The sequence below is a fragment of the Phaeodactylibacter xiamenensis genome (assembly GCF_965229835.1).
GTDB classification, from domain to species: Bacteria; Bacteroidota; Bacteroidia; order Chitinophagales; family Saprospiraceae; genus Phaeodactylibacter; species Phaeodactylibacter xiamenensis.
The window spans coordinates 2,955,689-2,968,204 of sequence record NZ_OZ245931.1 but is presented as its reverse complement, the minus strand read 5'-3'; the positions used below and the strand labels follow the sequence as shown (position 1 = coordinate 2,968,204).

General features: G+C 53.0%; 11 protein-coding genes. 7 read left to right on the top strand and 4 right to left on the bottom strand.

Going from position 1 to position 12,516, the window contains the following annotated elements; all coding sequences use genetic code 11:
• Positions 1–113 precede the first annotated feature (113 nt).
• The 7 genes from ACO08I_RS10940 (at position 114) to ACO08I_RS10910 (ending at position 6,619) form a co-directional block, all read left to right on the top strand.
• Positions 114–1,001, top strand: coding sequence for a universal stress protein (locus ACO08I_RS10940; RefSeq protein ID WP_421949321.1), 888 nt, complete (start codon positions 114–116; stop codon positions 999–1,001).
• A 29-nt stretch (positions 1,002–1,030) separates the two neighbouring features.
• Positions 1,031–2,521, top strand: a complete 1,491-nt coding sequence (locus ACO08I_RS10935; RefSeq protein WP_421949320.1) for a serine hydrolase domain-containing protein — start codon at positions 1,031–1,033, stop codon at positions 2,519–2,521.
• Between the two features lie 113 nt (positions 2,522–2,634).
• Positions 2,635–4,110, top strand: a complete 1,476-nt coding sequence (locus tag ACO08I_RS10930) for a phytoene desaturase family protein (RefSeq protein WP_421949319.1) — start codon at positions 2,635–2,637, stop codon at positions 4,108–4,110.
• A 95-nt stretch (positions 4,111–4,205) separates the two neighbouring features.
• Entirely contained in the window at positions 4,206–5,042 is an 837-nt protein-coding gene (locus ACO08I_RS10925) for a phytoene/squalene synthase family protein (RefSeq protein WP_421949318.1), read from the top strand.
• Between the two features lie 3 nt (positions 5,043–5,045).
• The gene (locus ACO08I_RS10920) at positions 5,046–5,897 is read left to right on the top strand and encodes a lycopene cyclase domain-containing protein (protein ID WP_282784404.1); all 852 of its coding nucleotides are present in this window, start codon (positions 5,046–5,048) and stop codon (positions 5,895–5,897) included.
• A 90-nt stretch (positions 5,898–5,987) separates the two neighbouring features.
• The gene (locus ACO08I_RS10915; protein WP_282784402.1) at positions 5,988–6,236 is read left to right on the top strand and encodes a DUF2281 domain-containing protein; all 249 of its coding nucleotides are present in this window, start codon (positions 5,988–5,990) and stop codon (positions 6,234–6,236) included.
• Positions 6,215–6,619: a type II toxin-antitoxin system VapC family toxin gene (locus tag ACO08I_RS10910; protein WP_282784400.1), complete on the top strand. Its 405-nt coding sequence runs from the start codon at positions 6,215–6,217 to the stop codon at positions 6,617–6,619. The genes ACO08I_RS10915 and ACO08I_RS10910 overlap by 22 nt, the downstream gene beginning before the upstream one ends.
• Here the strand turns inward: ACO08I_RS10910 and ACO08I_RS10905 are convergent.
• The 4 genes from ACO08I_RS10905 to ACO08I_RS10890 are packed head-to-tail and all read right to left on the bottom strand — an operon-like array spanning position 6,609 to position 12,402.
• The gene (locus ACO08I_RS10905) at positions 6,609–7,607 is read right to left on the bottom strand and encodes a DUF3089 domain-containing protein (RefSeq protein WP_282784398.1); all 999 of its coding nucleotides are present in this window, start codon (positions 7,605–7,607) and stop codon (positions 6,609–6,611) included. The genes ACO08I_RS10910 and ACO08I_RS10905 overlap by 11 nt on opposite strands.
• On the bottom strand, positions 7,591–8,997 hold the full coding sequence (locus tag ACO08I_RS10900) for a sodium:solute symporter family protein (RefSeq protein ID WP_282784396.1): 1,407 nt from the start codon (positions 8,995–8,997) through the stop codon (positions 7,591–7,593). The genes ACO08I_RS10905 and ACO08I_RS10900 overlap by 17 nt, the downstream gene beginning before the upstream one ends.
• 3 nt (positions 8,998–9,000) lie before the next feature.
• On the bottom strand, positions 9,001–10,776 hold the full coding sequence (locus ACO08I_RS10895) for a M14 family metallopeptidase (RefSeq protein WP_421949317.1): 1,776 nt from the start codon (positions 10,774–10,776) through the stop codon (positions 9,001–9,003).
• A 48-nt stretch (positions 10,777–10,824) separates the two neighbouring features.
• A complete protein-coding gene (locus ACO08I_RS10890; RefSeq protein ID WP_421949316.1) occupies positions 10,825–12,402 on the bottom strand; it encodes an amidase in 1,578 nt (525 codons plus the stop codon).
• Positions 12,403–12,516 lie beyond the last annotated feature (114 nt).

Genomic DNA, 12,516 nt, shown 5'->3' with positions numbered 1-12,516 from the left:
TCAATGGCCTGATTGCTAATTTTCATTGCGCACGAAGCCCGGTAAAGCCTATTATGAAATTGTGGCATCCTGCTGTACCTTTAGGAACCAAGTATCTAACCAAAACCAACGACATGCTAGCATTCAAGCGCGCCCTTGTGGCATTAGATCTGTCAGAAATGGACCTGCAACTGCAGCAGTTCCTGGCGCAACACTACCAGGCACTGGGTATCCAAAAACTGTATGCACTGCACATTATGCCTGACTTTACGGAGCCGTCCCACCCTGACCTGGATTTTCAGAAGCGGTTTGCCCCGGAGTCTCCGGTGGATGAGCGGGTAGAATTGGCGATTAAGGCCCGTGTGGAAGAGGTCTTCGGCGAAGCGCCCGGGCTGGACATCGATATTGAAGTCCGGGAGGGCAAACCCTATGAGAAATTGCTGCACTGGACAAAAATCAAAGAGGCAGACCTGCTGGTCATGGGCAAAAAGCGTTTGAGTGAAGGCAGCGGTATTACGGCTAAGCGTGTGGCACGCAATGTGCATGCGGCGGTATTGCTGGTACCCGATGGTGCTGGTGCTGAAATTGCCAATCTTGTCGTCCCTAATGATTTCTCTGAGAATGCTGCCCGCGCCCTGCATGCTGCCCTGGCCCTCAGCCGCGCAATGAAGGGGCAGCCCGTACACAGCCTGCATATCGTTGACCTGCCGCCAGGGCATTACTATAACCGTTCTTTACCCGATCGCGGCTACCTGGGCATGCTTATGGAGTCAGCCCGGCTGGCGGCCGGAAAATTTCGGGATGCTCAGGGCATTGCCGATGATGATATTGTGGATGTATTTCAGGAAAACAACCGGAATAATCTGGCTGCTCACATCATCCGCTATGCTGCTGACCAACAGGATTCACTGCTGGTTATGGGCGCAAAAGGGCATACCCCCTTCGAGACGTTCCTATTTGGTTCTGTGACGGAGCGGCTTGCTCAGAGTATTGAGGGGCAACCGCTGCTCATTGTCCGTTAGGCGCTAACTTCACCAAAAAGCTTAAACTGATGGCAAAACGCTACATCTTTTCCCTTTTGCTGCTGACCGGGTGCATGCCCCTCCTGGCTCAGCCCACCGCTTACTTCCCAAAGAGTGCCCCAGAAGCACAAAGCATGGTTTCGGATTCCATTCTGTCCTTCATTGACCGGGTGGAAGCGGAGTTTGACGTAGTGCATAGCTTTATGATCATCCGGCATGGCTATTCAGTAGCCGAAGGCTGGTGGGCACCGTACGAACGGGAGGCGCCCCATATCATGCATTCGCTCAGCAAAAGCTTCACCTCTACCGCTATTGGCTTTGCCGTTCAGGAGGGGGTACTGACGCTGGACGATTTGGTGGTCTCCTTCTTTCCGGACAAAACCATCGGCAAGCCACACCAGTACTGGAATCAAATGCGCATCCGCGATTTGCTGACGATGAATACCGGCCATGCAGAAGAACGATGGCCGGATGCTACCACAGAGGACTGGGCACAGTTCTTTCTGGGCACTGAGCCGGACTTTATGCCCGGTACTCATTTCCGGTACAACAGTATGGCGACCTACATGCTTTCTGCCATTTTACAGCGCGCCACAGGCGAAAAGCTGGTGGATTATCTGGAGCCACGTCTGTTTCAACCACTCGGTATTCCCAAGCCAGACTGGAAGACCTGCCCCGATGGCGTCAATACCGGCGGCTGGGGCCTGCAGGTACGTACGGAAGACATTGCAAAGTTCGGGCAGTTCTACTTGCAAAAAGGGAAGTGGGAAGGCGAGCAGCTTTTGTCCGGAGACTGGGTGGAAATGGCAACTTCAAAGCAAGTGTCCAACGGCAGTGACCCTGCTAATGACTGGGCACAGGGCTATGGTTTTCAATTCTGGCGATGCCGGCACAATGCCTATCGCGGAGATGGAGCCTGCGGGCAGTACTGTATTGTGATGCCGGAGCAGGATGCGGTGATCGCCATTACTTCCGGCACACCGGATATGCACCGCCTGTTGCAGGTGGTTTGGGAAACTTTGCTGCCTGGCATGAAAGATAAGCCGCTGTTCTCCCAGCCGGAAAAGGACGCGGAGCTCCGGGAGCGCCTCAAAGGCTTACGATTACCCCTGCTGGCTTCCGGGGGGGTCAAAGCCGGCGTTGAAGATGGTACCTACCGGCTAAAAGACAATAATGCCGGCCTGAAGGCAGTCCGTTTCCGTTTGCAGCATGCAGAACCCTATCTGGTGTTCGAAACCGGGGCGGGCACTGATACCCTATGGGTGGGTAAAGAGACTTACCGGAAAGGTACGGTTGCACACCCTCTGCCCTATACCGAAAACCTGGAGCCGGAGGTCGCCGCTCATGGGGGCTGGATCAGTCCGGCTGCTTATGAAGCCAGGGTGTACCTTTACCATTCTCCCGCCCGGGTAACTTACACCTTTAATTTCGAGGGAGATAAGCTCACAATGAAAACGGATCTCCATCAGGCACTGCTGGGCAGGCGGGATTTGGAAGTGATTACCGGCCAGCGGGAGTAATAGCGGATCGGAGAAGCGTACTTTTGTTAAAGTTAAGTAAGCTTTCTGTCAAAAATGCTTAAACAAAAAAACGGGGTTGCTGTTTCTCCCTTGTCACCAAACCAAAAGCAGTCTTGGCAAAGAAAGTTATCGTTATAGGATCGGGGTTTGCAGGGCTCTCCGCAGCCTCCCATCTTGCCCAAAAAGGGTATAAGGTTACTATTTTAGAAAAAAACAGCATTCCGGGTGGACGTGCCCGCAAGTTTGAGCAGGACGGCTTCATGTTTGATATGGGGCCGAGCTGGTATTGGATGCCGGATGTGTTTGAGCAGTACTTCGCACAGTTCGGTAAGAAACCTTCCGACTATTACGAATTGGTGCGCCTTGACCCTTCCTATGAGGTGATCTTTGGTAAAGGGAACAGCATGGAAGTCCCTGCCAAAATGGAAGAGCTGGAAGCCATGTTCGAGCATTACGAGCGGGGCAGCAGTCAAAAACTCCGGCAGTTCCTCAAAGAGGCGCAGTACAAATATGAGGTGGGCATGAACGAGTTTGTGCACAAACCTTCTCATTCCATTATGGAGTTTGCGGACACCCGCATCCTGATGAGCCTCTTCCGCCTGCAGATGTTCACTTCTATTTCCAAACATATCCGCAAGCTATTTAAGCACGAGCAGTTGATTCAGCTGCTGGAGTTCCCAGTCTTGTTCCTGGGTGCAACGCCTGAAAATACGCCTGCGCTTTACAGCATGATGAACTACGCCGATATGGCTCTGGGCACCTGGTACCCTATGGGCGGCATGCACAAGATAGTGGAGGGCATGGTGAGCGTAGCGGAAGAGCTGGGCGTGGAAATCAAGCTCAATGAGGAAGTCCAGCAGATTTACGTTCCGAACGGGCATGCCACCAAGGTCATTACCCAAAACGGCGAGTATGAAGCTGATATCGTAGTGGGTGGTGCCGACTACCACCATGTGGAGCAACAGCTGCTGCAGCCTGAGCACCGCATGTACAATGAAAAATACTGGGATAAGCGCACGATGGCGCCTTCTTCTTTGTTGTTCTATCTGGGGATTGATAAAAAGATCGAAGGTTTGCACCACCACAACCTCTTCTTCGATGCTGACTTCAAGAAGCACGCTGTGGAAATTTACGATCAGCCACAGTGGCCGAGCGATCCGCTGTTCTACGTTTGTGCGCCATCAGTCACCGACCCCAGCGTAGCACCCGAGGGCAAAGAGAATTTGTTTGTCCTCATCCCTCTTGCACCCAACCTGGAGGATACAGATGAAAAGCGCGAGACCTATTTTAACATCGTAATGGACCGTCTGGAAGATCTGACCGGGCAGGAAATTCGTAAGCATATCGTCTACAAGCGGGCTTTTGCCCACCGGGATTTTGAAAAGGATTACCATGCTTACAAGGGGAACGCGTACGGGCTGGCTAATACGCTGTTCCAAACCGCTTTCCTAAAGCCAAAGCTCAGAAGCAAGAAGGTCAGCAACCTTTACTATACCGGACAGTTGACTACACCGGGCCCGGGCGTACCGCCTTCCCTGATTTCAGGCAGCGTGGTGGCCAATGAAATTTTTAAAGCTGTGAAACCTTAGCAATACAGTGCGTAAAGTCTGAACCGTAAGTTCTGCCCGCTGGCAACTGGAAAGAGCTTATCAGATACGCGCCGGATTGCCAAACCGATAACGTTATGATGGAATTGTACAACAAGGTTTGCCAAGAGTGCAGTAAGCATATCACAAACCGCTACAGCACCTCCTTTTCCATGGGTATCCGCGTCTTCGACAAGCGGTTCCGGCCACCTATTTATGCCGTGTATGGCTTTGTGCGCTTTGCGGATGAGATCGTGGATACCTTCCATGATTACCCCAAGAAGACACTCCTCGACCGCTTCCGGGAAGACACCTACCGGGCCATCGATGAGCGCATCAGCCTCAACCCGGTGCTGCATGCCTTTCAGGAAACCGTGCATCAGTATCAGATTGAGCGCGAACTGATTGATGCCTTCCTGGATAGTATGGAAATGGATCTGCACTTTGACCGTTACCACGATAGCCTGTACAAAAAGTACATTTACGGCTCCGCTGAGGTGGTGGGGCTGATGTGCCTGCGGGTCTTTGTGGAGGGCGACGACGAACAATACCAACGCCTTAAGGCACCGGCCTGCAGTCTTGGCTCCGCTTTCCAAAAGATCAACTTCCTGCGCGATATGAAGAGCGATTTTGATGAGCGCGGGCGGGTGTACTTCCCGGGCGTGGACTACACGCGGTTCTGTCAGCAGGACAAGCTCGAAATCGAAGCTGATATCAAAAAGGACTTCGATGATGCCTACAAGGGCATCGTGCAGCTTCCCGAAGGCGCACGGTTCGGGGTTTACCTGGCTTATATTTACTACACCAATCTGTTTAAGAAAATCCGTTCGGCACCGGCTGACCGGGTTACGCAGGAGCGTATACGCGTACCTAACCGGCGTAAGGCTGTGCTCTTGTTCAGTTCGGCCCTGCGCAACAGCCTGAACTTATTGTAGATTATGGATTCAGTCGTTTCTCAGCCTTCCCGGGTTCAGGCCCGGGTGCGGCCTGTCTTGCAGGCTATTGTGGTGTTGGTTCCTCTGTTGCTTGTGGGCTGGCAGTGGGCTACAGACCCGGTCCTCCCCGACAATTACCTGATGCAGGTGCCGGAAGTTACCCGTTTGCCCTGGCTGGAAACGAAATGGGCTTATTTTGGTCTGCACATCTTCACATTCGTACCGGTCTTCCTGCTCAGTTTCGACAAAAACGTACATTACTACCGCAAATGGAAACCACTGCTGCCGGCTATCGCGATTGTCGGCGGGCTCTTCATCGCCTGGGATGTGTTCTTCACTGCTCAGGGCGTCTGGAATTTCAATGAGCGCTACTTTGCCAATATCCGCTTTCTCCACCTGCCCGTGGAAGAGTGGCTGTTTTTCTTTACAGTGCCTTTCGCCTGTGTATTCATCTATGAATGCCTGAATTTTTATATCAAAAAAGACCTGCTCGCGCGCGCAGAACCCTGGTTGACGCCGCTCATGGGCTTCGGTTTCCTGCTCACAGGGCTGCTGTACTGGGGGCATTTGTACACCACGACGACTTTTCTGCTCACCGGAGGTTTTATCCTCTACCACTGGCTCTTTCTGAAAGGCACCTACCGCAGCCGTTTCTACCTGTCCTACCTGGTGGCCCTTATCCCGTTTTTGATTGTGAATGGCGTGCTGACTGGTGGCTATACTGAGCAGCCGGTGGTCATTTACAACCCCGAAGAATACCTGGGCATTCGTATCACTTCTGTCCCACTGGATGATTCCGTCTACGGCTTCCTGCTGATGTTTGGCGTGGTGACGCTGTTTGAGCGCTGGCGGTAAAAAGTGATCCTTGGAACTATTAACCACCTATTTATTGTATTATATTAGTAAAGTAATAGGATAGCCAACTAATCAAAGTTAAGTTACTCAATGAGCGATCAACAAATTCTAGCACAGCTTAATCAACTACCAGCGGGGCTGAAAAAAGAAGTTGAAGACTTCATTTCCTTTCTGTTATTCAAGTATGAGTCCCGTAATATCGATAATAAGAATAGAGTATCTGAAAAAAAGGCTGCATTCAGCGAATACAGAGCTGTTTTTCAAAACGCTTATTCGATGGAAGAAATTGATTTGCAGTTAGATAAGCTACGTGACGAATGGGAAAGGAATTCCTTTTAGATACCAATACCGTTATTTATTTCCTAAATGGTAGCTTCCCGGAACCTGCAATGGATTTCTTGGAAAAAATGCTAAATGAAAAAGGCAGCATAATATCTATTGTTACAAAAATAGAGCTATTAGGGTGGCAAACTCCTAATAAAGTTCATATGGCAGTTGTTGAAAGTTTGGTGAGAAAATCGACGATTGTCCCTTTAACCGATTTGATAGCAGAAAAGGCAATCCTGATTAGGAGAGTTAGAAAAATCAAACTGCCAGATGCTGTAATTGCTGCATCTGCAATATTAGGTGATTATACTTTGATATCTAGAAATGATAAAGATTTTAAGGGTATTGCTAATTTATCTTTCATGAATTTATTTACCGATAAACTCACTCCCTAAACCGCTCCACCCGCTGCACCGCATTTTTCCGGATATCCACATAAAATAAATTAAGGTCGCCTACATGATAATTGCGGCGCAGCATGAGGAAACTGCCCGGAAACTGAGGTTTGCTGCTCCACAGTACGGGTCCGCGTACCTCTGCACTAACGTTATTGGGGCGTACCTTCTCGAAGGGAGTCAGGACAGCACCATCATTGAGCGTACGGGGCGCAAACGCCTTGGTGGTATCCCAAAGCAGGGGGTTGGTCACAACGACAGCCGGTTCAGGCTCCTTTTTGGTGCCCCGCCGGAAGGTCCGCCAGGAAACATAGCAGCCGGTGTCAAGGCTGTCGGTGCAGGGCGGTATGTTTTTAAAATCTGTTTGGCGTACCGGAATACCAATAATATAGGCGGCTACGAGTTGTGATTGCAGCGGCTTTCCATCAAAAAACTCCCGTAGCAATTGTTTGGCATGGGTAGTCCCCTGACTATGAGCAGCGATGATGATCGGCCGCCCGTCATTGTAGTGCTCCAGGTAGTATTCAAATGCCCGCCGGATATCGCTATACGCCAGGTCAAAGGCTTGTTTGGCGCTTGTCGTATCTTTGGTGAAGTAGGCTTCGAGGTGCGCCTGCCGGTAAAATGGCGCATACACCTTGCCCGCGGCATTGAAGGCGCTTGCCTGGAATAAGATAGGCCCTTCCAGTGTACGCTCCTGCAAATCAGCTTTCCCAACCGGTCCGTTCCAGAGCCGGTCGCCCCGCTTACCGGTGTAGGTGGTGGGATGGAGGAAAAACACATCGGCGGCTGCACTATCCTGTTGATCTTCCAGCCCGTCAGGTGCCCGGTCGGCAGGGTCGGTTTTGGAGGGCAGGGCCGCCCAGGCGTTTGCCTGACTGTAATCGGGTGCCATCGGCTTGGTCGTGGTGGAAAAGGTGCCCGAAGGCTTGGTGGCGCACCCCCACAGGAGCAGGCTTAAAATCAGGATGTTAAATCGTGTCTTCATTGAATAGTACTTTTTTCGGATCGTTAGGCCATAGCCAACTGCCTAACAGCATGCCCAGCAAACTGCTCAGCCCGCCGTAGATCAGGCTTGGGATTGCAGTGGCCTGCCATTCGCAAATTAGCCAAACCGCCATACCGATGATAATGGCCGCAAGGGCACCAATGTTCGAAGCGCGCTTCCAGTACAGCCCTGCCGTTAGTGGCACAAACAGACTCACGAGGCTGAGGGCGGAAGACTGCCCGACGAGCTCGTAGATGTTCTGAGTGCTTGCGGCAAGGAGTGCAGAACAAATGGCAACCCCTACCACAGACAGCCGCATCACCAACAGCAACCGCTGATCGGACATGTCGGGAAAGTAGGGGCGCACCAGGTTTTCCCCAATGACGGTAGCCGGGGCAAGCATAGCGCCGGAGGTCGTACTTAGAATCGCTGACAGCAATGCTCCGAAAAAGAGGATTTGCACCCACATGCTGCTGTGTTCCAGCACCATAAAGGGCAGGACCATCTGCGTGTCGTCCACCATCTGCAGCTCTGGGTAGAGCATCTTGCCGCAAAGGCCGATGAAGAGCGGAATTGACCCAATGGTCAGGTACATGAAGCCCGAAAGATAGGAGGCCGTTACCGCCGTTTTTGCCGACCGTGCCGACATGACTCGCTGAAAGACATCCTGCTGCGGGATAGACCCCAGCCCGATCGTGATCCAGGCCGCGATATAGTGCACGATGCTGTGGAAGTTGCCCTCCGGCCAAAACCGGAAAAAGCCCTCCGGCACCGAAGCGGCCACCTTCTGTACGCCTCCCACCTGCTCCGACAATTGCCACGCAATGATCAGCAGCCCGATGATGATCATGATGGTCTGCAAAAAATCTGTGATGGAAACCGCCCACATTCCGCCGATGTAGGTGTAAAAGACCACGATCAGCGCACAGAGCAGGATGCCTTGCAGCAGGGTGAGCCCGGCGATGGTATTAAGAATGATCGCCATAGCCACGAGCTGTGCCGCGATCCATCCGAAGTAGGAAGGGATCATGAACAGGGCGGAGATGACCTCTGCCTGCCGGCTGAAGCGGATACGGAAGAAATCATTGAAGGTGATGATGTTCAGCTTGTAAAGCGGGCGGGCAAAAAACGCTCCTACAAGCACCAGGCAAAGCGCCGCGCCAAAGGGGTCTTCGATCACCCCGATCAGCCCGTGCTCCACGAATTCTGAGCTGGCGCCCATAATGGTTTCAGAACCAAACCAGGTCGCGAAAAGAGCAGAAGCTGCCACTACCATAGGCAGGTTACGCCCGGCAATAACAAAGTCTTTTGTGGAGTGCACCCGGCGGGAAGCCCACCAGCCTATACCGAGGGTCAGCAGCAGATAGCCACCGATGAAAAGCAACAACATAGCCTACTCTGTTTCGGGTTGGAAGCGGATATCCTGCAGATCCATCAGGCGACCTACGGGATATAGCCGGTAGGTAGGCTCATAGTGGGGAGACCGCTCGTAAATGAAGTTGAGCTGAGCCCGGGCTGACTTGGCAAACTCCGGGTCTTCCGCCCTTTTGGCTGCAAGCGCTGCCTTTAGTTCCGGGTTTTCCGCCAGCATAGCGGCTGCTTTGTCTTCAAATACGTAGGCTGAGAAGTACTCTTTCTGCATAAGAATGCCATCGAAGAAGTTCCAGGAGAAGAAGGCGTCCGGCGCCTGCGGTTCCAGGGTTTCCACAATGTACCGGTTGAGCGGTTGATTGGTCAGGACCACGTAGTCGCCCCGATGGTAGCGCTGTTGGCGGTCTTCGGTGGTTACGGTTGTGCCGTAGTGGAGGTAGTGCCCTTCGTAGGCAGCGCGGTCTTTGTAATCTTCGATGCGGTATTGTTCCACCTTCAGCGTTTGGTCTTCCGTAAGGCGGTGCAGCGTGACATTATTCCACCGCAACCGTTCGATAACCTCCTGATAAGCCTGCGGAATGACATAGGCGATGGGCTTTTGGACGGCTACCGTGGTATTGTAAAACTTAAAGTAGGGAATTTCCATGGTGTAGGGCGCCTCCCGGTCGTAGTAGAGCCGTTGCAGCCCGGAGACTTCGCTTGGCTTGTATTTGGCTGTATAGCCTTTGAAGATTTGAGGTACCTGACGCTCCATATCGAGTGCCCAGTTCAGGGCAAAGGTGTCCTTTTGGATAGTATGGGTACGGGCTTGCTTTCGGGCATGCTGAATGGCTTCGTGGTCGTCCCAGGCGGCCTGTAGCAGGTTGTCGATAAACGTGTAAGTGCTTTTTACCCGGTCTTTGAAGGGCTTCAGCATATGCGTCTCGGGCATGAATCCGATGGTATTGTGCAATGCCGCATAGCCGGTAGAGTAGCGGGGCAGGTCGAGAAAAGCTGCAATGCCTTCATCCGGTGTGCTGCGGGCGTAAACGTAGGGCGTCATTTCCCACCCATCGGCTTCCATGTCGGCGTAAAGGCTGGGGAGCAGGCGGTTGTCCAGGTAATCAGACAGGTGGGGATCGAGCTTGTCGCTTTGGGTGGGAATGAGGGTGATGGTGTATTGATAGTCGGCCCCATTTGACGTATGATTATCGACAAACAGGTCTGGCTGCCAGTCGGCGAAAATTTGATTAAACGTCTGCGCATTGCGGGAATCGGCTTTGATGAAGTCCCGGTTGAGGTCGAGGTTGCGGGCATTGCCCCGGAAGCCATGTGCCTCAGGCCCGTCCTGATTGGCGCGGCTATGCGGCCCGCGGTTGAGCCCTCCACCGATATTGTAAAACGGGATAGCCACCACCACAAGGCGGTCGAGCAGCGCCATTTTCTCCGGGCTTTGCAGCCAGTTGCGCAGGAGCAGCATCGTGGCATCCACCCCGCAGGGCTCTCCGGGATGAATGGCATTATTGATAAAGATGATCGTTTTGCCCTGCGCTTTTGCCGCTTCCGGTTGCCAGGCTCCGCCGGTGGCGAGCACGGCCGTATGCAGGGGGAAGCCTGCGTCAGTGTGCCCATGTGCCTGCAGGTGCAGCTGTGGATAAGCCAGGCTTAGCGTCTCGTAAAATGCAATCGTTTGTTGGTAGGTCGCAGTGGTATTGCTGTCCAGTTCGAAGGGGGCGGTAAGGGCCTGCGGCTGTTGGGCAGACAACTTCGCTAATGGGATTAGGGCCAGCAACAAAGGCAGTAGCAGCGAGTTTCGCATTTCGGATCATTTTAGTGAGGATAGCGGTGGTAAAAGTAGCTCAAAATACTACAACTCCGGTGCCCGCCGCGCCCCCCGCGCCTGCTCAAAATCATACGCCAGCCCGATCAGCACCGGTTCGCTCCATGCAGTACCATAAAAGGACAAGCCTACCGGCAGCCCTTCGATAAAGCCCATAGGTACGCTGATATTGGGATAACCGGCCCAGGCAGCAGGGGAGGAACTGCCCAGGGTATAGTGGTCACCATTGACATGATCGGTTTTCCAGGCCGGGGCACCGGTGGGGGCGATCAGGGCGTCCAGTTCGTAGGTGGCCATGATTTTATCAATACCTTCAGCCCGGGCCAGGCGCTGCATTTCTGATACGGTACTGCGGTAATCATCGCTATCCAGCGTGCCCATTTGCGCGGCTTGTTCCAGAATGTCCTGATGGAAATGCCGGAGCTCCACCTCGTCGGCCTGATTGAAAGCGATGAGTTCCCCGACTGATTTCACCGGAGCATCAGGGCCCAGGCTACCAAAATATTGATTGAGCCCGTCTTTGAATTCATAGAGCATCACCTGATAGCTCAGGCTGCCGGTTTGGGAAGGCAGGCGGTCCTCAATGGCAATCACTTCTGCCCCTTGTGCGCGCAGCGTCTGCATGGCGCTTTCCATGAGGGTGTCCACTTTGTAGTGAGTGCCTTTGGGGGCGGTGTAGTAGCCAATCCGCTTGCCCTTCAGGGCTGTACTGTCGAGGTAGGGGGTGTAGTCGGTTTTGAATTGCCCTTCACTTGCAGTGGTTTTGGCATCCGCCTTATCTACGCCAGTCATCACACCCAGTGCGATAGCGGCATCTGTGACGGTACGCGCCATAGGCCCGGGCGTATCCTGCGTAAAGGAAATAGGAATGATGCCATCACGGCTCAGCAGCCCTACTGTAGGTTTAATGCCCACAATCCCGTTGGCAGAGGAAGGGCATACGATGGAGCCATTGGTCTCCGTACCCAGCGCCACCACGCAGAGGTTGGCGGCAACTGCTACTCCGGAACCCGAACTTGACCCGCAGGGATTACAGTCGAGTCGGTAGGGGTTGTGCGTTTGGCCACCGAGCCCGCTCCAGCCACTGCTCGAATGTGTGCTTCGAAAGTTCGCCCACTCGCTGAGATTGGTCTTGCCGAGAATAATCGCCCCAGCCTTTCGCAATTGTTTGACGATAAACGCATCATCAGGGGCAACAGATCCTTCCAGCGCCCGGCTGCCGGCAGTGGTCGGCATTTGGTCGCCGGTATCAATATTGTCTTTTAGGAGCACCGGAATACCGTGCAGGGGACCGCGTACCCGCCCGTTGGCTCGTTCCTCATCCAGCCTGCGGGCAATGTCCAGGGCATCGGGATTAATGGTTAGGACGGAATTCAGGCCCGGGCCGGATTGGTCGGTCGCAGCGATTCGGTCGAGGTAGTACTGCACTACAGCGGCAGCGGAAAGCGTGCCGGATGCATACTTTTCCTGTAATTCGGCAATAGTGATTTCTTCGAGGTTGAGGGCCTCATCCTGATTGGGTTCAGAGGCTGTGGCAGACTGACAAGCGGGAAGGAGCGCAGATAGCAGTAACAGCTCAAAGCAATAGCGGATAAGTTGGTTCATTACAAGAAGCTTTAATTATTCAACTAACGAAAATATCGGATTTTTGTTAAAATCTATTGACCGTACCTCCTGCAAAAGCGGAAAGCGGAGCCCCTGTATTTAGATTTTGATGAA

Bases quoted from the DNA above. Each gene is read 5' to 3' on its own strand.
- ACO08I_RS10900 (WP_282784396.1), bottom strand. From the start codon at position 8,997: ATGTTGTTGCTTTTCATCGGTGGCTATCTGCTGCTGACCCTCGGTATA.
- ACO08I_RS10905 (WP_282784398.1), bottom strand. From the start codon at position 7,607: ATGAAGACACGATTTAACATCCTGATTTTAAGCCTGCTCCTGTGGGGG.
- ACO08I_RS10915 (WP_282784402.1), top strand. From the start codon at position 5,988: ATGAGCGATCAACAAATTCTAGCACAGCTTAATCAACTACCAGCGGGG.
- ACO08I_RS10940 (WP_421949321.1), top strand. From the start codon at position 114: ATGCTAGCATTCAAGCGCGCCCTTGTGGCATTAGATCTGTCAGAAATG.
- ACO08I_RS10910 (WP_282784400.1), top strand. From the start codon at position 6,215: ATGGGAAAGGAATTCCTTTTAGATACCAATACCGTTATTTATTTCCTA.
- ACO08I_RS10935 (WP_421949320.1), top strand. From the start codon at position 1,031: ATGGCAAAACGCTACATCTTTTCCCTTTTGCTGCTGACCGGGTGCATG.
- ACO08I_RS10920 (WP_282784404.1), top strand. From the start codon at position 5,046: ATGGATTCAGTCGTTTCTCAGCCTTCCCGGGTTCAGGCCCGGGTGCGG.
- ACO08I_RS10925 (WP_421949318.1), top strand. From the start codon at position 4,206: ATGATGGAATTGTACAACAAGGTTTGCCAAGAGTGCAGTAAGCATATC.
- ACO08I_RS10890 (WP_421949316.1), bottom strand. From the start codon at position 12,402: ATGAACCAACTTATCCGCTATTGCTTTGAGCTGTTACTGCTATCTGCG.
- ACO08I_RS10895 (WP_421949317.1), bottom strand. From the start codon at position 10,776: ATGCGAAACTCGCTGCTACTGCCTTTGTTGCTGGCCCTAATCCCATTA.